This window comes from Rhizobium sp. RSm-3 (assembly GCF_001854685.1).
In the GTDB taxonomy this organism is placed as follows: domain Bacteria; phylum Pseudomonadota; class Alphaproteobacteria; order Rhizobiales; family Rhizobiaceae; genus Rhizobium; species Rhizobium ecuadorense.
On the sequence record NZ_MAWZ01000046.1, the window covers coordinates 30,976 to 51,347 of the forward strand.

Genomic DNA, 20,372 nt, shown 5'->3' on the forward strand with positions numbered 1-20,372 from the left:
GACCGTGAATACGCGCCTTACCTGGATCTGCCACGGCGCGACGGCGGCGAGCCGCAAGGCCCTGTTCCCGCTCGACGAACCGCTGGAAGACAAGGCCGCAGAAGACGCGGCCAGGATGGCCGCCCTGCCCCGTGCCGATCGTATTGTCACCAGCCCGGCTTTGCGCGCCCGCCAGACTGCCGACGCGCTCGGCCTTCAAGCCCGGACGGACCCTGTCCTTGGCGACTGCGATCATGGCCGCTGGGCCGGCAAGTCGATCGCGGCGATAGAGGCCGAGGAGCCGGAGGACCTCATGGCCTGGATGAGCGATCCGGAAGCGGTCCCGCACGGGGGCGAGAGCCTTGTTGATCTTGGCATACGCGTCGCCGGCTGGATGGACAATGAATCCGCCCTCGGCGGCCATGTGATCGCCATCAGCCACGCCGCCGTCATCCGGGCAGCGGTTGCCCATGTGCTTCGGGCGCCGCCATCCTCTTTCTGGCTCGTCGACATCGAGCCGCTTGGTATCGTTCGCATGACCAGCAACGGACGGCGCTGGTCGCTGCGTTTTCAGCATTAATGCATGTCGCCCGGAAGTGTGCCGCGGTTCCGGGATAACGACATGCATAAAACAAAAACCTAAGGCGCGTCGCATGAATCCCGTTTAATGCGACGCGCATTAGCGATCCCTCATCTTATCCAGCTTTACACAAGCAAATTGCGTCATCTCTGTTGAACCCGGCTTCACCGGGACTACTTCCTTGTCCCAAGGAGATGGAAGACATGACATATGATTGGAGTGGCGAGCGTACGCGGCGCCTGCGCCTGATGCGTTTCGCCACAATCACACTTCTGATCGGTCTCGTCGTCAGCGTCCCGCTGCTGATCGTCACCGCCTGAAGCACGAGAAAGGGCGAGCATGCGACAGCACGCTCGCCTTCGTGCTTTCCCGTCCCCGCTTCACGAGAAGCGCGTCCGTCTCTCGACGGTGCAGCAACAGGCTGCGGCCTCCAATAATTCGCCTTCTGGTTTCAACGAACATTTCAGACTTTCGTGATAGTTCGGCATAGGGTGGAGATGGAGAAGGCCACATGCCGGTGTTTTTCCAGAGCAGGGCCGGAAGGCAATGCGTGTCGATCGTCGGGCTTGGGATAACTCTCTGGCTCCTCGGCGCGCTGTTGCAGCTCGACGACAGCCTTGTCTATTTCATGACCGGTTTCGGCGAATATGGCGCCGACAAACTCGTTCTGGCGCTCGGCATCGCCGGCGCCATGAGCTTCATCTATTCGGTGCTGCGCATCGCCGACCTGCGCAAGGAAACGGAACTGCGCGCCGCCGCCCAGGCGAAGGCCGATTGGACGGCCACCCACGACCATCTAACCAAGCTGCCGAACCGCTACGCCTTCGAACGCAAGATCCTCTCATGGCCGATCAAGGACGACGAGGACCAAATCGAGGAATGGGATCGCAACGTCACGCTCTTCTCCGTCGATCTCGACGGCTTCAAGAAAGTCAACGATCTCGTCGGCCACAAGGGCGGCGACATTCTGCTGATCGAGGTTGCCAGGCGAATCTGCGCGCTCGGCAACGCCGATTGCGTTTACCGCTTCGGCGGCGACGAATTCATCATCGTCGCCTTTGCCCTGACGGCACCGCGCGAGGAGCGTTTTGCCAGACTGCTAATCCAGGCTGTCACCCGGCCGATCCATATCGACGGTTTTGCCGTCGAAGTCGGCGCCAGCGTCGGCTACGACCGCTGGACCGAAGGAGCCGAACCGCTGGAAGATGCCGCGCATCGTGCCGACCTCGCCATGTACGAGGCAAAATCACGCGGCCCCAACCATTATTTCGCTTTCGAACCGGCCATGCAGGACAAAGTCACGGAACGCGCTGCGCTAGAAACCAGGCTGCGCGCCGCAATCGCCAACAAGGCGATCAAACCCTTCTATCAGCCGCTGATCGACCTGAAGACCGGTCAGCTCTGCGGCTTCGAGGCCTTGGCGCGCTGGATCGGCGAAGACGGTGTCAATATTCCGCCGCCTGTTTTCATCGATATCGCCGAGGAAAACGGGATGATCACCGCCTTGTTCGAGGATCTTCTCGCCCAGGCCTGCAGCGACGCACTCACCTGGCCTGAGCATGTAATGCTGTCCTTCAACGTCTCGCCGGTGCAGATGGAAGACAGGCTGCTGACGTCGCGCATTCTCAAGGTCCTTTCGGCAAGCCGGCTGCCGCCGCAGCGCCTGGAGGTGGAGATCACCGAAAACGCGCTGATCCAGGATCCCGCCGTCGCCGCCGTCATCCTTGATGAACTCCACGCGGCCGGCATCCAGATCGCGCTTGACGATTTCGGCACGGGTTATTCGAGCCTGGCACAGCTCGCCCGCTATCGTTTCGACAAGATCAAGATCGACAAAAGCTTCGTCGCCACCTATCGCGGCGACGAACGCCAGGAAAAGATCATCCGCGCCATGCTCGGACTCGGCAGGAGCCTCAACATCAAGACGACCGCGGAGGGCGTCGAGGAGCACGGCCAGCTCGCCTTCCTGCTGCAGCTCGGCTGCGACATCGGCCAGGGCTATCTTTTCGGCAAGGCGATGCCCGCCGCCGAGGCGGGCATCTTCATCAGCGATCGCAATGCCAGCCTGGCCTCAACGGCCTGACGATACAGCTTAAAAAGCCGGCGTCGATGATGAAGAGCAGGAATGCAATCGAAGCCGCCAGCGCCAATTGCACCTCCCAGCCCCGGGACATCGATGAAAGCTGTACTCGATCCCAGCCGAAGATGACGATAGGCTGCGCATCGGCAAAGCACGTGAACGGCGGATAAACGCCTTTCCGTCCGCAGCCCCCGCACTAAGTTCGGCCAAAATACCGACTGTGCGGAGTCTCTGAAGACATGTCATCGACCGATCTGCTCCTGACCTTCAACGCCGGCTCCTCCACGATCAAGATCGGTATCTTCGCGATGGATGGCGATAGGGCGCGGCGCCTCGGCAAAGGTGTTATCGATTTCCGTGCCGAACCGCTCTCGCTCGGCCTGATCAAGGGATCGCTGACATTCGACATGCCGTTGAAGGCCGAGGTGACGGAAGACCTGCACGACATCATCGATGAGACCTTCGCGCGTCTCGGCGATCATTTCGACATGGCCGCCACCCGCGCCGCCGGCCACCGCGTCGTCCATGGCGGCGACCGTTTCACCAGGGCGATCGCCCTCGACGACGCCGCAATCGATGCCGTCGATGCACTGACGCCGCTGGCACCCCTGCATCAACCGCAGGCGCTGCGCTTCATCCGTGCGCTCAGGCATCTGAAGCCGCATCTTGCCCAGACGGCCTCCTTCGACACGGCCTTCCATGCCACGCAGGACGATCTCGTTCGCCGCTTCGCCATCCCCCGTGCGCTGCACGACGAGGGCATCAAGCGTTATGGTTTCCATGGCCTGTCCTATAAATTCATCGCCGGCGAATTAACCCGCAAGGCGCCGGATGCGGCAAAGGCGGTGGTCGCCCATCTCGGCAGCGGCGCCAGCCTCTGCGCGCTGGATCATGGCGTCAGCCGCGATTGCAGCATGGGCTTTTCGACGCTCGATGGCATCCCGATGGCGACGCGCCCGGGCGCACTCGATCTCGGCGTCATTCTGCATCTGGCCGGTCAGCGGAACCAATCCTTCGAAGAAATCGAAGACCTGCTCTATCACCGCTCCGGCCTGCTCGGCGTTTCCGGCATCAGCGCCGATACCCGCGATCTGTTGAGGGATGGCCGGCCGGAGGCGCGCCAGGCGATCGACCTCTTCATGCTGCGTATCGCCGGCGAAACCGGCCGCATGGCGGCAACGCTCGGCGGCCTTGACGCCGTCGTCTTCACCGCCGGCATCGGCGAGCATCAGCCGGAGATTCGCGCCGGCGTGGCGAAGCGGCTCTCCTGGCTCGGCCTTGCGATCGACGAAAAGGCCAATTTCGCCAATGCGTTCACGATCAGCACGCGGGAAAGCCGTATCGCTGCCCATGTCATCGCCACCGACGAGGAGCAGGTCATCGCCGATGAGGCGCTGTCCATACTCGGCACTGGCTGATCCAGATCAACGGCAGGCCCCGCGCCGGCCGGTAGAATTGACGTTGAACAGGTTTTCGAACGGGAGAAATCCATGGAAACGCATATCTCGACCGCCGCTTTGACAGACGCCGAACTCACCCTGACCGACCGCTACTGGCGGGCCGCCAACTATCTCTCGGTCGGGCAGATCTACCTGCTCGCCAATCCGCTGCTGCGCGAGCCGCTGAAACCGGAGCATATCAAGCCCCGCCTGCTCGGCCACTGGGGCACGACACCCGGCCTCAACTTCATCTATGCGCATCTGAACCGCATGATCCGCGCCCGCGACCTCGACGTCATCTATATATGCGGCCCCGGCCACGGCGGCCCGGGCATGGTCGCCAATACCTATCTTGAAGGCAGCTACAGCGAGATCTATCCCGACATTTCCGAGGATGCCGAAGGCATGCGCAAACTCTTCCGGCAATTCTCCTTCCCCGGCGGCATCCCGAGCCATGCGGCGCCCGAAACACCCGGGTCCATCCACGAGGGCGGCGAACTCGGTTACGCCCTCGTTCATGCCTATGGCGCTGCCTTCGACAATCCCGATCTGATCGTCGCCTGCGTCGTCGGCGACGGCGAGGCCGAGACCGGGCCGCTGGCCGCGAGCTGGCATTCCAACAAATTCCTCAATCCCGCCCGTGACGGCGCCGTGCTGCCGATCCTGCATCTGAACGGCTACAAGATCGCCAACCCGACCATTCTCGGCAGGACCGATGGCGATGATCTGCGCCGTCTCTTCGAAGGCTACGGCTACCAGCCTTTCTTCGTCGAAGGCCACGAACCGGGCGATATGCATCAGCAGATGGCCGCGACGCTGGATCAGGTGTTCGACTGCATCCGCGAGATTCAGAGGCAGGCTCGTAACGGCAAAGCTCTGGACGGCTGCCCACGCTGGCCAATGATCGTGCTGCGCAGCCCCAAGGGCTGGACCGGCCCGAAGGAGGTGGACGGCAAGAAGGTGGAAGGCTTCTGGCGCGCCCATCAGGTGCCGGTTTCCAACTGCCGCGAGAATGAGAGCCATCGCAAGATCCTCGAAGACTGGATGCAAGGCTATGATCCGGCAGATCTGTTCGGCGCCGACGGCCGGCTGAAACCGGAGCTCCGGGCGCTGGCGCCCGCCGGCAAACGCCGCATGGGCGCCAATCCGCATGCCAATGGCGGCTTGCTGCGCAGCGAGCTCGATACTCCCGATATACACGACTACGCCGTAAATATCGGCAAGCGCGGCAGCGCCATGGTCCAGTCGACGGAGATCCTCGGCCGCTACCTGCGCGACACGATGAAGCGCAACGCGGAGGCCGCCAACTTCCGGATCTTCGGCCCCGACGAGACGGAATCCAACCGCCTCGGCAGCGTCTTCGAGGTCACCGACCGTGTCTGGATGGAGGATATCGAGCCCTATGATATCCACCTCTCCCGCGACGGGCGCGTCATGGAAGTGCTCTCCGAGCATCTCTGCCAGGGCTGGCTGGAAGGCTACCTCCTGACCGGCCGCCACGGTCTCTTCTCCTGCTATGAGGCCTTCATCCACATCATCGATTCCATGTTCAACCAGCACGCCAAATGGCTGAAGGTGACGCGCGAGCTCGAATGGCGAAAGCCGATCTCATCGCTGAACTATCTGCTGACCTCGCATGTCTGGCGCCAGGACCATAACGGCTTCAGCCACCAGGATCCCGGTTTCGTCGATCTCGTCGCCAACAAAAAGGCCGATATCGTCCGCATCTACCTGCCGCCGGATGCCAACACCCTGCTCTGGGTCGGCGATCATTGCCTGCGCACCTATGACCGCATCAATGTCATCGTCGCCGGCAAGCAGCCGGAGCCGCAATGGCTGTCGATGGACGAGGCGGTGAAACATTGCGAAGCCGGCATCGGCATCTGGCACTGGGCAAGCAACGAGGAAGACGCCGTCGCGCCCGACCTCGTCATGGCCTGCGCCGGCGACGTGCCGACCATGGAGACGCTTGCCGCCGTCGACCTCTTGCGCAAGGCCGTGCCGGCGCTGAAGATCCGCACCGTCAACGTCGTCGATCTGCTGGCGCTGCAATCCAAGGATCACCATCCGCACGGACTGACCGACGAGGCCTTCGATGCGATCTTCACGTCAGACAAGCCTGTCATCTTCGCCTATCACGGCTATCCCTATCTCATTCACCGCCTGACCTATAAGCGCACCAACCACGAAAACATCCACGTCCGCGGCTTCATCGAGGAGGGCACGACGACGACGCCTTTTGACATGACCGTCCTTAACGAACTCGACCGCTTCCACCTTGCCATCGAAGCCATCGAGCGCGTACCGGGCCTGAAGGAAAAGGCGACGGATGCGCTTGCCGCCTTCCGCGGCAAGCTTTCGGAACACCACGACTATGTGCGCGAACATGGCGAGGACATGCCGGAGGTGCAGGACTGGACATGGCCGGCGACGTGACACATCGGTGACTGACGCCTGCGAATGCGCCCGTCACCGGATGCCAAGACCCTATGCTCGGTCGAGCCGGACCTTCTCCTTCATGCGCCAGGCCCGCGGTGTTTCTCCTGTATATTTGAGGAAGAAGCGCGAGAAATAGGCGGGATCGGCAAAGCCGAGCCGAAAGCCGATTTCCTGAACGCTGCCCAGCGTAAAGACAAGCTGACGCTTCGCCTCCTCAACGAGTTTGGCGGCGATCAACTCGTGCGGCGTGCTGCCGGTCATCGACCGGACGATCCGGGTGAGATGCGTGGGCGAAACCCCGAGTTCCCTGGCATAGAAGGATGCGGGCTTGTGGGATCGAAAATGCTGCTGAATGAGCTCGCCCAGCATCTCCATCCGTCGCTCGTTTTCGTTCGACGAAAACTCCCGGGCATTCCCATCATGGGAAATCCGCGCCGTCAGCCGCAACGCCAGGGCGACGTAGGCTGCCAAGACCTCGTTGCGGCCGCTGCGGCGGTTTTCGAATTCATCGCCCAGTCGCCGCAACGTCTGCATCACATGGGCAGCCTCGGCATTATCGGGATCGAGCGGCGTCAGATGCGGCGTCGCCAGCCATTCACCGAGATGGCTCCGTTCGCCGGGCGGATGGCTGAGATGGGACCGCAATATGGAGATGACGAGACCGTCGATATCGCGTGAAAAACGAAAGCCGTGATTGAGCCCGGGCGGAACCGTAATCACCGCCGGCGGCCGGATGGCATGGCTCTTCTCGCCGAAGATTGCATCGCCCGAACCGGCTTCGATGTACAATATCTGAAAGAAACTCTCGTGGCGGTGGAGGCGAATCTCCCATTGGTGCAGGCTGCTGCGGGAGCGAATTGTTTCGCAATGCAACCAAAATTCCGGCGATCGTCCGATGTTTTCGCCGTAGAGCTCGTAGGTCGGTATCTGTCTGCTCATCGGCCCTCTCCCACGCCCATGTTCGATTAGTGCAATTTTTAGGCTGGAATGTCCATTGTGGCGATCCGGCCGGCGCGGCAGAATCTGACAAAACGCAAAAATGTCAGGGAGGAAGCATTTGCGAACCCAGGTCGCCATCATCGGTTCGGGACCATCCGGTTTGCTGCTCGGCCAGCTTCTGACCGAAGCCGGCATCGACAATGTCATTCTCGATCGCGTCGGCAAGGATTATATCCTCGGCCGGGTCCGCGCCGGTGTTCTCGAAGAGGGCACGGTCGGACTGCTCGATCAGGCCAAAGCCGCAGCGAGACTGCATGCCGAAGGCCTGCCGCATGACGGCTTCTCGCTCGCCTTCGACGGCCGCGACCATCGCATCGATCTGCATGAACTGACCGGCGGCCGGCGCGTTACCGTCTACGGCCAGACCGAGGTGACACGCGATCTGATGGAGCGGCGCGAAGCAAGCGGCGCCCTGTCGATCTACGATGCCGTCGATGTGACGCCGCATGACTTCGACGGCCGCTCTCCCTTCGTCACCTATATGAAAGACGGCGCTGCCGGGCGCATCGATTGCGACTTCATCGCTGGCTGCGACGGCTTTCACGGCGCCAGCCGCAAGGCCGTTCCCGAACGGGCGATCCGAAGCTTCGAAAAGGTCTATCCCTTCGGCTGGCTGGGCCTGCTTGCCGATGTGGCGCCGGTCAGCCATGAACTGATCTATGCCAACCACCCGAGGGGCTTTGCGCTCTGTTCGATGCGCTCGGCCAAGCGCAGCCGCTACTATATCCAATGCGGGCTCGACGAGAAGATCGAGAATTGGAGCGACGACCGCTTCTGGGACGAACTCAGACGGCGACTGCCGACGCATCACGCCGAAGCGTTGACGACGGCGTCGTCCTTCGAGAAATCGATCGCTCCCCTCCGCTCCTTCGTCGCCGAGCCGATGCGCTTCGGCCGGCTGTTCCTGGTCGGCGACGCCGCCCATATCGTGCCACCGACCGGTGCCAAGGGGCTGAACCTTGCGGCAAGCGACGTCCATTACCTGTTCTCTGGGCTCGTCGAGCATTACCGCGACGGTTCGGATCACGGCATCGACGCCTATTCGCAGACCGCGCTCGCCCGTGTCTGGAAGGCGGTGCGGTTTTCCTGGTGGATGACGACGATGATGCATCGTTTTCCCGATACCGGCGATTTCGACCAGAAGATCCAGGAGGCGGAGCTCGATTATCTCACCCATTCCCGTGCTGCCTCCACGGCGCTCGCGGAAAACTATGTGGGATTGCCATTCTGACATGAAGATCCGAGGCTGGTGCGGCCCAGGCGACGGCAGAGCCGGTCATCAATATTCCCACACATAATCATAATCGCATGGTGATGGATTGCGGCTTTTATTTCATTTTACATCACCATTTCGCATGACAAGCTAACGCACAATTTTTGCGGCTAGCAAATACGGCGCTGGAATGCGCCAACAAGGGAGAGAGAAATGAAGAAACTGCTTCTGGCCGCCGTTGCGGCAATCGCCATCGGCACGAGCGCCTATGCCGACACCATCAAGGTCGGAGTCATCGGCCCGTTCTCCGGTCCGTTCGCGCTCCAGGGCAAGAACTTCAAGGCCGGCATCGACGCCTATATGGCGGTCAACGGCAGTAAGGTCGGCAACGACACGATCGAGATCGTCTATCGCGACGTGCCGCAGGCCGATCCTGCTCAATCCAAGGCGCTGGCCCAGGAACTGATCGTCAAGGAAAAGGTCCAGTATCTCGCGGGCTTCTATTTCACCCCCGATGCCATGGCGGTGACGCCGATCCTCAAGCAGGGCAATGTGCCGATGGTCGTCATGAACGCCGCCACCTCGGCGATCGTCACCAAGAGCCCGCTGGTCGTGCGCACCTCGTTTACCACGTGGCAGACCTCGACGCCGATCGCCAAGGTCGCCTTCGACGCCGGCGTCAAGAAGGTGATCTCGGTCGTCAGCGATTACGGCCCAGGCATCGATGCCGAGAATGCCTTCAAGACCGGCTTCGAGAAGGCCGGCGGCCAGGTGGTCGAAGCGATCCGTATGCCGCTTGCCACCAACGATTTCAGCCCGATCATGCAGCGCATCAAGGATTCCGGCGCCGAGGGCGTCTTCGCCTTCCTGCCCTCGGGCCCGACGACGCTGGGCTTCGTCAAGGCCTATAACGAGAACGGCCTGAAGGCTGCCGGCATCAAGTTCTTTGCGCCTGGAGATCTGACCCAGGAATCCGATCTGCCGGCGCTGGGTGACGCCGCACTCGGCATCCAGACCACCTTCCACTATGCCGTCTCGCACAATTCTCCCGAGAACAAGGCTTTCGTCGAGGCGGCTTCCAAGGCGATCGGCAACAAGGCCGAACTCTCCTTCCCCTCAGTCAGCGCCTATGACGGCATGTATGTCATCTACAAGATGATCGAGGCGACGGGCGGCAAGCAGGATGCCGAGAAGGCTGTCGATGCGGTCAAGGGCCTTGCCTGGGTCAGCCCGCGCGGCCCGGTGTCGATCGACCCGGAAAGCCGCCACATCACGCAGAACATCTATCTGCGCGAGGTCGCCAAGGCCGATGACGGGACCTACATCAATAAGGAGATCCAGACCTTCGAGAAGCAGGACGATCCCGGCCTGGCTGCGGTGAAGTAAGATCCGGCATCCCGGCAAGCGACGGGCGCGCGAGGCCGAGCCCGTCGCATCGAGCAAGGTATTTCCATGCAGACAGTCTTCAGCATAGCCGTCGACGCCTTTGCCTATGGCATGGTGCTTTTCGTCATATCGATCGGCCTTTCCGTGACCATGGGGCTGATGCGCGTCGTCAATCTGGCGCACGGCGCCTTCGCCATGATCGGCGGCTACATCGCCTCCTATGCCGCCCGCGATCTCGGCCTCGGTTATGCGGTAGCGGTCATCGCCGCCATCGTCGTCACCATCCTCATCGCAATCCCGCTCGAGCGTTTTCTCTACCGCCGGATCTACGGTGCGCCCGAACTGACCCAGGTGCTGATGACGATCGGCATCACCTTCTGCGTCATCGGCATCGCCAATTACGCGATGGGGCCGACGCTGAAAACCATACCGCTTCCCGCGACACTGCAGGGATCGGCCGATCTCGGCTTCCGCACCATTCCCGTTCACCGGCTCTTCGCCATCCTTTGCGGCCTGGCTGTTGCGCTGACGCTCTGGTTTGCGATCGAAAGGACGAGCTTCGGCGTCAAGCTGCGCGCCTCCGTCGACGATGCGGCCATGGCCGCCGCACTCGGCGTACGCACCGAGATCATCTACGCGGTAAGCTTTGCCGTCGCCGTCGGACTTGCCGCTTTCGGCGGCGTGGTCGGCGCCGAACTGCTGCCGGTCGAGCCCTATTACGCGCTGCGCTACATGGTCACCTTCCTGGTCGTCGTCTCCGTCGGCGGCGCCGGCTCCATTCCGGGCGCGCTGATCGCCTGCCTGCTGCTTGGAGCGATCGATACGACAGGACGGTATCTGATGCCTGAATTCGGCGAATTTTTCTTCTACCTCGCCGTGATCGCGATCATTTGCGTCTTCCCGCGCGGCCTTGCCGGAAGGGCGAAATAGCATGGCGCTGGCAATCAACGACGAAAACGAACATCTCCAGCACCGGCGCGGATTTCTCGGCCGCGATCTCACCGCAATAGCGGTTATGACGGCCATCGCCGCAATCGGCTATTTCGCCTTCCCTGATAATCTGGCGCTGCTGACCCGGATGATCACGATCGCGCTGCTCGTTCTGTCGCTCGATCTCGTGACTGGTTATTGCGGCGTCGCCACGCTCGGCCATGCCGCGCTGTTCGGGTCCGGCGCCTATGCCGCCGGCATTCTGTCGGCGCATTACGGCATCAATGATCCGCTGCTGATGATGCTGGCCGGCATTGCCGGCGGCGCGCTTGCCGGGCTGCTCAGCGGTGCGATCATCCTGCGGGCGCATGGGCTCCCGCAGCTCGTGCTGTCGATTGCCCTCATCAATCTCTTCCATGAATTCGCCAACAAGGCTTCGTCCTGGACAGGCGGCAGCGATGGGCTTTCCGGCATCGCGCCGGACCCGGTCTTCGGTCTCTTCGAATTCGATCTCTACGGTCACACCGCCTTCTTCTTCGGCATGGCGCTGCTGCTTGTTGTCTTCGTGCTGCTCAGATTGCTGGTCCGCTCGCCCTTCGGCATGCTCTGCCGCGGCATCAAACAGGATCCGCTGCGCATCCGCGCCATGGGCGCTTCGCCGAAGGCGACGCTGATCAGGATGTACATTATCTCGGGCGCGGTTGCCGGTGTCGGCGGCGCCTTGAATGCGATCTCGACCCAGGTCGTCGGCCTCGACAGCCTGTCTTTCACACAATCGGCCGAAGCGCTGGTCATGCTCGTGCTCGGCGGCACCGGCTCTCTCTTCGGCGCGCTCTCCGGCACTCTCATCTTCATGCTCTTCGAGGACTATGTCTCCGCTGCCAATCCCTTCCACTGGCTGACCATAGTCGGCGCGCTGCTGATTGCCGTCGTGCTGTTCGCGCCGAAAGGTCTCTATGGCACAGCCGCGGCCTTCATGGACCGCCGCAGGGAGCAGCGCGCATGAGCCCGGTCTTCGAAGTCGCCAATCTCAGGAAAGCCTTTGGCGGTCTTGCCGTCACCAATGATGTTTCGCTGGCGATGTCACCAGGCGACCGCATCGCCCTGATCGGCCCGAACGGCGCCGGCAAGACCACCTTCGTCAATCTCGTCACCGGCAACCTCGCCCCCGATTCCGGCGAGGTCCGCCTCGGCGGCGAGAGGGTGACGAAGGTCGATGCGATCGGTCGGGTCAAACGCGGTCTTATCAGGTCCTTTCAGGTGACGCGGCTTTTCCACGATATGACGCCGGCCGAACATGTGGGACTTGCCATTCTTCAACGGGACGGAAAGACCGGGCGCGCCTTTGGAAATTTCTTGCGAATGCCCGATGTCATGGCCGAGGTCGACGATCTCCTTGGAAAGCTCGGGCTGGCACCCCTGATGCACCGCAAGGTCAGCGAGATCGCCTATGGCCAGCAGCGGCTTCTGGAGATCGCCGTGGCGCTGGCGCTGAAGCCGAAGGTGCTGCTGCTCGACGAGCCGGCGGCCGGCGTGCCGCAGAGCGATACCGGCCGCATCGAGCAGGCGCTGGCCGATCTGCCTTCCGATCTCGCCGTGCTGATGATCGAACACGACATGGATCTCGTCTTCCGTTTTGCAAAACGCGTCATCGTGCTTGCATCAGGCGCCATAATCTTCGACGGCCTGCCCGAAGACGTCACTAGGGATGCGCGTGTGCGCGAGGCTTATCTCGGGAGTTATGCCAATGCCGGCCCTGTCGCTTGAGGTCGAAAACCTGTCGGCCGGGTATGGGCCGACCCGCGTGCTCGAAGGCATTTCCTTCTCCGTGCCGGCAGGCGGCCGGCTTGCTTTGCTCGGCCGCAACGGCATGGGCAAGACAACGCTCCTGGCGACGCTTGCCGGACAGACCAGGCGATATGAGGGCCACATCCGTCTCGGCGCTGCCGACATCACCGCCGCACCGAGCGCGGCACGCGCGCATAAGGGTCTCGGCTATGTGCCCCAGACACGCTGCGTCTTCCCGACGCTGACGGTCGAGGAGAACCTGTTCGTCGGCCTGAAAGCGCGGCCGAAGACGGCGCTGGAGGAGGCCTATGCCATGTTCCCGCGCCTGAAGGAGCGCCGCCGCAACCTCGGCAGCCAGCTCTCCGGCGGCGAGCAGCAGATGCTCTCCACCGCCCGTACCATTCTCGGCCGCCCGTCCGTCCTGCTGCTCGACGAACCGTTGGAGGGCCTGGCACCGGTTATCTGCGAGGAACTGATGGCGGCCTTTACCGACCTCGCCAAGTCAGGCGACATGACCATTCTGCTTGTGGAACAGCGCATTCAGAGCGCGCTCGATTTCGCCGATCAGGTCGTCATTCTCGAACGAGGCAGGCTGGCCTGGACGGGAACGCCGGAGAACCTCACAAGGGATCATGAAGCTATCGAGAGCCTGCTGGGCGTCGGCGGCCTGCATTGATTGATGGCCGCCGAAGTCGGGCCGTCGGTGACCCCGCTCCGCCTTCCAGATTGGCCTTGGCACGCCGAGCCATTCATGCAGTATATCGTCATGACGACGTCATCGTTGACCTGCCGATATTATGCTGACCGAAAGTTTCCTGCCGGCCGAATTGATGGATCGCGTGAAGAGGCGAGAAACATGATGGTCGAGCGTGCGGCAGCAGTGCAGGACAAGACGTAAAACCCTGGTTCCTGAAGCTTCTTTACTTGGGTGTTAGAGCTACGGCCGGCCGAAAATTCATTGGATAGACAGGAAAATGCTCTGACCCTCCCGGCAATTTGGGTTGCCAGGCACTCGACAGGGTTGCATAGTCGAATTCAACATCAGACGGGAGGTAGAAATGGCAAATCACAAGCCGGTCGCAGGTGACGTATACCAGCCTATTTTTGACATCGACAACCCGATCGACGGCAACATCCTGGATAGCACCAGTTCCACAGATGCCGACGGAGATCGGGTGCGCCTCAACTTCGTGAACGGACAGAGAATTCCGCAGCCGGCCGATCCGGATGGCCCCGCCACGACGACGACAATCGAGGGAAAATACGGCACGCTGACCGTCTATTCCAACGGCAACTACACCTATGAACTCGATCACTCCAACCCGGTGGTGGCGGCGCTCGGCCCGGGCGATCAACTCGTCGACCAATTCAATTTCAAGATATCGGATGGCAAAGGCGCCACCGACTTCGGCTTGCTCAATATCGCGGTCGACTTGCCGGAACGCGGCGACGTCTTCGTCAATTTCGAGGATGTCGGCAAACACGACTTCCCCACGGGTTACAAAGGCTTCGATTGGGGCGCTTGGCACGATGGTGACGATGCAACGGTACATAAGGAAGCCGACGGCAACCATTATCTCGCAGGCGGCGTGTTCTGGACACCCATCCAAGCCGCCGATGGCGGCACCTTCCAGATCGAGCAATTCAGCGTGGCAAACGGCACATCGGACTATGACAACGTTTTAACGATCGAAGGTAAGCTGAACGGCGATACCGTGTTCCTGGTCACGGTCAACGTGACCGCCGACAGCATTCATGACCCGCAAGTGATCGATCTCAGCGCCTACGGCGAAATCGACTCTCTCGTGCTCGATACCGAGCCCGTCATTACCGAAGCGAGCGGCCCGGATTATTATGGCGCACAATACGACAACTTTCATTTCGTCGTTTGAGGGGCGTCTCGGATGAACAACCGGCCTTCCCCGCATCGTGAACGAGGTAATGTTCCAGATGCCGCGGAGGCCGAAGCCGTTCGCCATCCTCACACTGTAGCCGCCTGCCCAGTACCAATTTCTTGCGATAGCGGACAGACCTGCGTGTTTGCTAGCATGAGAATGTCCGGGGAGGACACGGATGCTGGGATGGAGGAAATGATGCAGCCAGTCGGGATCAAGTTGGCAGCGGTGACGTTCTCGCTTGCCGTATGGGCTATTATTATTGCTGCTGCATCCCACCTTTGGGCGATGAAGCTGCCAATAGTGCTTCTGATGCTCTATAAATAGTCCTGTCTTCGGCGCCAGCGGAAATCCCGCAGATCGGAAGCTGACCGGCTTTGCCGGCCTGTTTAGGGGGCGGCTACCGATGAGCTGCCACGGCCGCCGGCACCGGCTCAAATCAAGGCCGCAAAAATCGCCAAATCTGCAATGAGAGATGGTAGCGGAGGAGGGATTTGAACCCCCGACACAAGGATTATGATTCCTCTGCTCTGACCTACTGAGCTACTCCGCCACTGGTCAAACGATACCTGCTCGCGAAGCGCTGCGGGCTCGTGGGATGAGCGGCTTATAAGGTGCGCTTCTGCATTGTGTCAAGCGCATGATCGAGAAAAACGGTGGGCTTTGCCGCCTGTCCTCTCCCATCGCTTTCACGCAGCGACGGAGCCGGCCAAAAGGGCCTTCAGCGAAGCTTCCGCCGAAGGTTCGCGCTCGGAGCGTTCGATGAAACCGCCGCCGAAGACGCGGGCGTCGTCGCCGGGCGCGGAATAAAGCGCGCAGGCCTGGCCGGGGGCGATGCCCGCCTCACCGACCGTCAGGTCGACATAGGTGCCCGTTGCATCGACATGCAGCACGGCAGGCGCCGGCGCCCGTGTCGAGCGGACCTTGGCGTAGCAGGCAAAACCGTCGCCGGAGGCAGCTTGCGCAAGCGTCTCGTCGCCCAGCCAGTTGACGTCGCGCAAATAGACGCGGTGCGTTTCCAGTGCCTCCTTTGGCCCGACGATGACGCGGCGTGAGCGGGCGTCGAGAAAGACGACGTAGAGCGGCTCGCCGGTGGCGATGCCGATGCCGCGGCGCTGGCCGATGGTGAAGTGCAGGATGCCCTCATGGGTTCCAAGCACCCGGCCATCGAGGTGGACGATCTCGCCGGCGAGCGCCGCATTCGGCTTCAGCTTGGTGATGATGTCGGAATATTTGCCCTGCGGCACGAAGCAGATATCCTGGCTGTCGGCCTTCTTGGCAACGACGAGACCCATCTCTTCGGCGAGCCTGCGGGTCTCGGCCTTCGGAAGGCCGCCGATCGGAAAGCGCAGATAGTCGATCTGCTCCTGCGTCGTGGCGAACAGAAAATAGCTCTGGTCACGGTCGGCATCGGCCGGACGGTAAAGCGCGCGACGGCCGGGATGCTCCGACGACGGGTTCGGCCGCGAGCGGATATAATGGCCGGTCGCCAGCGCATCGGCACCGAGTTCCTTGGCGGTCGCCAGCAGGTCAGCGAATTTGACGGTCTGGTTGCAGGAGACGCAGGGAATCGGCGTTTCACCGGCGACATAGCTTTCGGCGAAGGGATTGATCACCGTCTCGCGAAAGCGCTTCTCGTAGTCGAGCACATAATGCGGGATGCCGAGCGTTTCACAGACGCGGCGCGCATCGTCGATATCCTGACCGGCGCAGCAGGAACCGGCGCGGTGAACGGCCGCGCCATGGTCATAAAGCTGCAGCGTGATGCCGAGCACGTCATAACCCTGCTGTTTGAGAAGGCCGGCGACGACGGATGAATCGACGCCGCCCGACATGGCGACGACGACACGGGTCTCTTCCGGCTGCTTGTCAAAATCCAGTGTGTTCAACGGTGGTGCCAAATTCTGCTTGGGTCTCGATCCGCCCTTGCGCTGCAATTGCGGCGGATTTGCCGATATCAGGCGGGATCGGCCGCCTTCTCGATGAGAAACCGATATAGAAAGGATTGTATCGGGACGCAAGAGGCGGCCTCGGATAGCGGTTTTTGGAATTCGCTGGCAAAGCAAGGCGCAGCCGCAGCCACGCCTTGGAAGCGGGGGTGCGGCTCAGGTGCCGATGAGCTTGTTGCAGGCGAATGCGATGCCCGGATTGGCGATGATGGCGGTCAAGAGCGCCAGTCCGATTATCGAGAATGAATAGCGTTTCATAAACATCCTCCTTTCCAGCCCAGGTGAATTATGCCGGTTCGGCTGCAGTTCTCAAAATGACGAATGCTTGAGCGGGGAACCGGCTCGCCGGGAAATCATTCGATTAAATATTTTACCCGCCGCGGAACGTTTCGCTCGATCATGCGTTGCAGGTGGTGAATGTCGCAATCGAATTACTGTGGAGGGTTTGATGGCCAGGTTCGGAACGACAGCGGATTATACGAGGATCAGACACTGGATCGAGGAGCGCGGCGGCCACCCCGCCCGGATCAAGGACGCCCGGGACAGCGAAACCGTCGGCGTCGATTTTTCCTCGAAACCGATGGAGGAAATTTCCTGGGACGAATTCTTCCAGGGGTTAGACGGCAGCCGACTCGCTTTTCTCCATCGCACCAAAGCACAGGACGATGCCGCCCGCCTCGGCCTGATCGTCCGCCGACGTAAGCACCACTGAGATCTTCCATTCCTGATGCAGCAAAAACCCGGCGCCGTTTCCAGCGCCGGGTTTTGCTGTTTCCTTGGGAGGAAGAAAGTCAGTCGACGTTGAAGGTCAACAGCTTTGCCTGGCGGATCGCCGGGTGAGCGGTCAGCTCCCCAAGCACGGAGTCATCCACGTCCCCGTCGACATAAAGCAGCGCGATGGCGTCGCCGCCCTGCTTGTCGCGGCCAAGCTGGAAGTTGGCAATGTTGACGCCGGCGGTACCAAGCGTCGTGCCGATGAAGCCGATCATTCCAGGGACGTCGGTATTGGTGATGTAGATCATGTGCGAGCCGACATCGGCATCGAGGTTGATGCCCTTGATCTGGATGAAACGCGGCTTGCCATCCGAAAACACCGTGCCGGCGACCGAACGCGTCATGCTCTCGGTCGTCACCGTCAGCTTGATATAACCGTCGAAGACACCTGTCTTGTCGCGCTTGACCTCGGAAAGCACGACGCCCTTTTCCTTGACCATGATCGGCGCCGAAACCATGTTGACGTCGGCGACCTGCGGGCGGATGAGGCCGGCAAGCACCGCGCTCGTCAGCGCCCGCGTGTTCATGTTGGCGGTAATGCCGTCATAGAGGATCTCGATTTCCTTGATCGGCTCCTCGGTGACCTGGCCGACGAAGGCGCCGAGCACATCGGCGAGGCGGATGAAGGGCTTCAGGATCGGTGCTTCTTCAGCGGTGATCGACGGCATGTTGATGGCGTTGGAGACCGCCCCCTTGACGAGGTAATCCGCCATCTGTTCGGCCACCTGGAGGGCGACGTTTTCCTGCGCCTCGGTCGTCGAGGCGCCGAGATGCGGCGTGCAGACGACGTTCGGCAGGCCGAAGAGCGGGCTTTCCTTGGCCGGCTCGACCTCGAAGACGTCGAAGGCAGCACCGGCGACATGGCCGGACTTGATGGCTTCGGCGAGAGCAGCTTCATCGACCAGGCCGCCGCGGGCGCAGTTGATGATGCGCACGCCAGGCTTGGTCTTTGCCAGCGCTTCCTTGTTGAGGATGCCGCGCGTCTTGTCGGTCATCGGCACGTGCAGCGTGATGAAATCGGCCCGGGCGAAAAGCTCTTCCAGCTCGACCTTGGTGACGCCCATCTCTTCGGCGCGTTCCTTGGAGAGGAACGGATCGTAGGCGACGACATGCATCTTGAGGCCGATGGCGCGGGCGCAGACGATCGAGCCGATATTGCCGGCGCCGATGACGCCGAGCGTCTTGCCGGTGATCTCGACGCCCATGAATTTCGACTTCTCCCATTTGCCGGCCTGCGTCGAGGTATCGGCTGCCGGAAGCTGGCGGGCGACGGCGAACATCAGCGCGATCGCATGTTCGGCCGTGGTGATCGAGTTGCCGAAGGGCGTGTTCATGACGATGATGCCGCGGCGCGAAGCGGCTGGAATATCGACATTGTCGACGCCGATGCCGGCGCGGCCGACGACCTTCAGATTCGTCGCCCCCTGGATGATCTTTTCCGTGACCTTGGTGGCGGAGCGGATGGCGAGACCATCATATTTGCCGATGACGTCGAGCAGACGGTCCTTGTCCTTGCCGAGCTGCGGTTCGAAATCGACTTCGACGCCGCGGTCGCGGAAGATCTGGACGGCGGTTTCCGACAATTCGTCGGATACGAGAACGCGAGGTGCCATTGTGGCCTCCTTCAAAAGTGTTCAGCGATGAATGAATGGAGATGCGGGCTCCGCCCTGTGGCGGAGCCGGATGCGATCACGTCAGGCGGCTGCCTGAGCGAGCTGCGCCTTCTGTGTTTCGAAGGCCCAGGAAAGCCAGGGCATCAGGTTCTGCATGTCGGATGCCTCGATCGTGGCGCCAGCCCAGATGCGCAGGCCGGACGGCGCGTCGCGGTAGTGTCCGACATCATAGGCAACGCCTTCCTTCTCCAGGAGGCCGACCAGACCCTTGGCGAAAGCCGCCTGGCCGTCTTCGTCGAGCGCCGTGATGTCCTTGTCGACGATCTTCAGGCAGACGGAGGTGTTGGAGGCCGTTTCCGCCTTGACGGCGAGATTGGCGATCCAGTCGTTGGCCGCGACAAAATCGTGGATGACCTTGGCGTTGGCATCGGCGCGCGCGATCAGCGCCTTGAGGCCGCCGAGGCCCTTCGCCCAGACCAGCGCATCGATATAGTCCTCGACGCAGAGCATCGACGGCGTGTTGATCGTCTCGCCCTGGAAGATGCCTTCCGTCAGCTTGCCGCCCGAAGTCATACGGAAGATCTTCGGCAGCGGCCAGGCCGGCGTATAAGTCACCAGACGTTCGACGGCGCGCGGCGAAAGAATGATGACGCCGTGGGCGCCCTCGCCGCCCAGAACCTTCTGCCAGGAGAAGGTGACGACATCGAGCTTGGCGAAATCGAGTTCCTGGGCGAAAGCGGCCGAGGTGGCATCGCAGATCGTCAGGCCCTTGCGGTCGGCCGGAATGAAATCGGCGTTCGGCACGCGCACGCCTGAGGTGGTGCCGTTCCAGGTGAAGACCACATCGCGGTCGAAATCGACGGCGGAGAGATCGGGAAGCTCGCCGTAACCGGCTTCCAGCTTGCGCACGTCCTTGAGCTTCAACTGCTTGACGACATCGGTGACCCAGCCGGCGCCGAAGCTTTCCCAGGCGAGCATGTCGACGCCGCGTTCGCCGAGCAGCGACCAGAGCGCCATTTCGACGGCACCGGTATCGGATGCCGGAACGATGCCGATGCGGTAATCCGCCGGCACGTCGAGAATTTCACGGGTAAGGTCGATGGCCTGCTTCAGCTTGGTCTTGCCGACTTTCGCGCGGTGCGAACGGCCAAGGGCCGCGTCGGAAAGGGCGTCGAGCGACCAACCGGGGCGCTTCGAGCAGGGGCCAGAAGAGAAATGAGTATTGTGCGGACGGATGTCCGGCTTTGCGGTCTTCGCCATGATGCTATCCTCTCAGATAGAAAGCCCTTCGTTGGGGAAGGGTGTCCC

The 20,372-nt window shown here is 61.6% G+C and carries 17 protein-coding genes and 1 tRNA gene; 13 read left to right on the plus strand and 5 right to left on the minus strand.

Annotated elements, in window-relative coordinates:
• Positions 1–4: 4 nt before the first annotated feature.
• The 4 genes from BBJ66_RS25480 (at position 5) to BBJ66_RS25495 (ending at position 6,514) form a co-directional block, all read left to right on the plus strand.
• Positions 5–559, plus strand: coding sequence for a histidine phosphatase family protein (locus tag BBJ66_RS25480; protein WP_049735716.1), 555 nt, complete (start codon positions 5–7; stop codon positions 557–559).
• Positions 560–1,070: 511 nt separating this feature from the next.
• Positions 1,071–2,642: a putative bifunctional diguanylate cyclase/phosphodiesterase gene (locus tag BBJ66_RS25485; protein WP_071090706.1), complete on the plus strand. Its 1,572-nt coding sequence runs from the start codon at positions 1,071–1,073 to the stop codon at positions 2,640–2,642.
• 236 nt (positions 2,643–2,878) lie between these two features.
• Complete coding sequence (locus BBJ66_RS25490; RefSeq protein ID WP_049735698.1) at positions 2,879–4,057, plus strand: acetate/propionate family kinase; 1,179 nt, start codon at positions 2,879–2,881, stop codon at positions 4,055–4,057.
• Positions 4,058–4,129: 72 nt separating this feature from the next.
• Positions 4,130–6,514: a phosphoketolase family protein gene (locus BBJ66_RS25495; protein ID WP_071090709.1), complete on the plus strand. Its 2,385-nt coding sequence runs from the start codon at positions 4,130–4,132 to the stop codon at positions 6,512–6,514.
• 51 nt (positions 6,515–6,565) lie between these two features.
• On the opposite strand, the gene BBJ66_RS25500 is transcribed toward BBJ66_RS25495, so the two are convergent.
• Positions 6,566–7,456 carry a helix-turn-helix domain-containing protein gene (locus BBJ66_RS25500; RefSeq protein ID WP_071090712.1) on the minus strand — a complete coding sequence of 297 codons (891 nt, stop codon included), beginning with the start codon at positions 7,454–7,456 and terminating at the stop codon, positions 6,566–6,568.
• Positions 7,457–7,574: 118 nt separating this feature from the next.
• Between BBJ66_RS25500 and pobA the strand changes: the two genes are divergently transcribed.
• The 8 genes from pobA (at position 7,575) to BBJ66_RS35080 (ending at position 15,055) form a co-directional block, all read left to right on the plus strand.
• Entirely contained in the window at positions 7,575–8,747 is a 1,173-nt protein-coding gene (gene pobA / locus BBJ66_RS25505; protein WP_071090715.1) for a 4-hydroxybenzoate 3-monooxygenase, read from the plus strand.
• Positions 8,748–8,942: 195 nt separating this feature from the next.
• The gene (locus BBJ66_RS25510; RefSeq protein WP_071090717.1) at positions 8,943–10,115 is read left to right on the plus strand and encodes an ABC transporter substrate-binding protein; all 1,173 of its coding nucleotides are present in this window, start codon (positions 8,943–8,945) and stop codon (positions 10,113–10,115) included.
• Positions 10,116–10,181: 66 nt separating this feature from the next.
• Positions 10,182–11,045 (plus strand): branched-chain amino acid ABC transporter permease, encoded by an 864-nt coding sequence (locus BBJ66_RS25515; protein WP_071090720.1) that lies wholly within the window; start codon positions 10,182–10,184, stop codon positions 11,043–11,045.
• Between the two features lies 1 nt (position 11,046).
• The gene (locus BBJ66_RS25520; protein ID WP_071090722.1) at positions 11,047–12,051 is read left to right on the plus strand and encodes a branched-chain amino acid ABC transporter permease; all 1,005 of its coding nucleotides are present in this window, start codon (positions 11,047–11,049) and stop codon (positions 12,049–12,051) included.
• On the plus strand, positions 12,048–12,812 hold the full coding sequence (locus BBJ66_RS25525) for an ABC transporter ATP-binding protein (RefSeq protein WP_049735705.1): 765 nt from the start codon (positions 12,048–12,050) through the stop codon (positions 12,810–12,812). Before BBJ66_RS25520 ends, BBJ66_RS25525 begins: the two co-directional genes overlap by 4 nt.
• Positions 12,793–13,509, plus strand: coding sequence for an ABC transporter ATP-binding protein (locus BBJ66_RS25530; RefSeq protein ID WP_071090724.1), 717 nt, complete (start codon positions 12,793–12,795; stop codon positions 13,507–13,509). Before BBJ66_RS25525 ends, BBJ66_RS25530 begins: the two co-directional genes overlap by 20 nt.
• A 382-nt stretch (positions 13,510–13,891) precedes the next feature.
• Positions 13,892–14,725, plus strand: a complete 834-nt coding sequence (locus tag BBJ66_RS25540) for a VCBS domain-containing protein (protein WP_049735708.1) — start codon at positions 13,892–13,894, stop codon at positions 14,723–14,725.
• Positions 14,726–14,914: 189 nt separating this feature from the next.
• Positions 14,915–15,055: a hypothetical protein gene (locus BBJ66_RS35080; protein WP_167347833.1), complete on the plus strand. Its 141-nt coding sequence runs from the start codon at positions 14,915–14,917 to the stop codon at positions 15,053–15,055.
• Between the two features lie 149 nt (positions 15,056–15,204).
• On the opposite strand, the gene BBJ66_RS25545 is transcribed toward BBJ66_RS35080, so the two are convergent.
• Together BBJ66_RS25545 and mnmA are read right to left on the minus strand one after the other, a co-directional pair.
• Positions 15,205–15,281 (minus strand) — tRNA-Met (locus BBJ66_RS25545).
• A 136-nt stretch (positions 15,282–15,417) separates the two neighbouring features.
• Positions 15,418–16,617: a tRNA 2-thiouridine(34) synthase MnmA gene (mnmA, locus tag BBJ66_RS25550; RefSeq protein ID WP_071090730.1), complete on the minus strand. Its 1,200-nt coding sequence runs from the start codon at positions 16,615–16,617 to the stop codon at positions 15,418–15,420.
• A gap of 508 nt (positions 16,618–17,125) precedes the next feature.
• On the opposite strand from mnmA, the gene BBJ66_RS25555 reads away from it, so the two are divergent.
• On the plus strand, positions 17,126–17,389 hold the full coding sequence (locus BBJ66_RS25555) for a hypothetical protein (protein ID WP_071090732.1): 264 nt from the start codon (positions 17,126–17,128) through the stop codon (positions 17,387–17,389).
• 79 nt (positions 17,390–17,468) lie between these two features.
• On the opposite strand, the gene serA is transcribed toward BBJ66_RS25555, so the two are convergent.
• Both serA and BBJ66_RS25565 read right to left on the minus strand, forming a co-directional pair.
• Complete coding sequence (gene serA, locus BBJ66_RS25560) at positions 17,469–19,064, minus strand: phosphoglycerate dehydrogenase (protein WP_071090735.1); 1,596 nt, start codon at positions 19,062–19,064, stop codon at positions 17,469–17,471.
• Between the two features lie 81 nt (positions 19,065–19,145).
• Positions 19,146–20,324 carry a phosphoserine transaminase gene (locus BBJ66_RS25565; protein WP_071090738.1) on the minus strand — a complete coding sequence of 393 codons (1,179 nt, stop codon included), beginning with the start codon at positions 20,322–20,324 and terminating at the stop codon, positions 19,146–19,148.
• Positions 20,325–20,372 lie beyond the last annotated feature (48 nt).

Bases quoted from the DNA above. Each gene is read 5' to 3' on its own strand.
- serA (WP_071090735.1), bottom strand. From the start codon at position 19,064: ATGGCACCTCGCGTTCTCGTATCCGACGAATTGTCGGAAACCGCCGTC.
- BBJ66_RS25530 (WP_071090724.1), top strand. From the start codon at position 12,793: ATGCCGGCCCTGTCGCTTGAGGTCGAAAACCTGTCGGCCGGGTATGGG.
- BBJ66_RS25490 (WP_049735698.1), top strand. From the start codon at position 2,879: ATGTCATCGACCGATCTGCTCCTGACCTTCAACGCCGGCTCCTCCACG.
- BBJ66_RS25485 (WP_071090706.1), top strand. From the start codon at position 1,071: ATGCCGGTGTTTTTCCAGAGCAGGGCCGGAAGGCAATGCGTGTCGATC.
- BBJ66_RS25525 (WP_049735705.1), top strand. From the start codon at position 12,048: ATGAGCCCGGTCTTCGAAGTCGCCAATCTCAGGAAAGCCTTTGGCGGT.
- BBJ66_RS25520 (WP_071090722.1), top strand. From the start codon at position 11,047: ATGGCGCTGGCAATCAACGACGAAAACGAACATCTCCAGCACCGGCGC.
- BBJ66_RS25495 (WP_071090709.1), top strand. From the start codon at position 4,130: ATGGAAACGCATATCTCGACCGCCGCTTTGACAGACGCCGAACTCACC.
- BBJ66_RS25510 (WP_071090717.1), top strand. From the start codon at position 8,943: ATGAAGAAACTGCTTCTGGCCGCCGTTGCGGCAATCGCCATCGGCACG.
- BBJ66_RS25515 (WP_071090720.1), top strand. From the start codon at position 10,182: ATGCAGACAGTCTTCAGCATAGCCGTCGACGCCTTTGCCTATGGCATG.
- BBJ66_RS25565 (WP_071090738.1), bottom strand. From the start codon at position 20,324: ATGGCGAAGACCGCAAAGCCGGACATCCGTCCGCACAATACTCATTTC.
- BBJ66_RS25540 (WP_049735708.1), top strand. From the start codon at position 13,892: ATGGCAAATCACAAGCCGGTCGCAGGTGACGTATACCAGCCTATTTTT.
- BBJ66_RS35080 (WP_167347833.1), top strand. From the start codon at position 14,915: ATGGAGGAAATGATGCAGCCAGTCGGGATCAAGTTGGCAGCGGTGACG.
- BBJ66_RS25500 (WP_071090712.1), bottom strand. From the start codon at position 7,456: ATGAGCAGACAGATACCGACCTACGAGCTCTACGGCGAAAACATCGGA.
- BBJ66_RS25555 (WP_071090732.1), top strand. From the start codon at position 17,126: ATGGCCAGGTTCGGAACGACAGCGGATTATACGAGGATCAGACACTGG.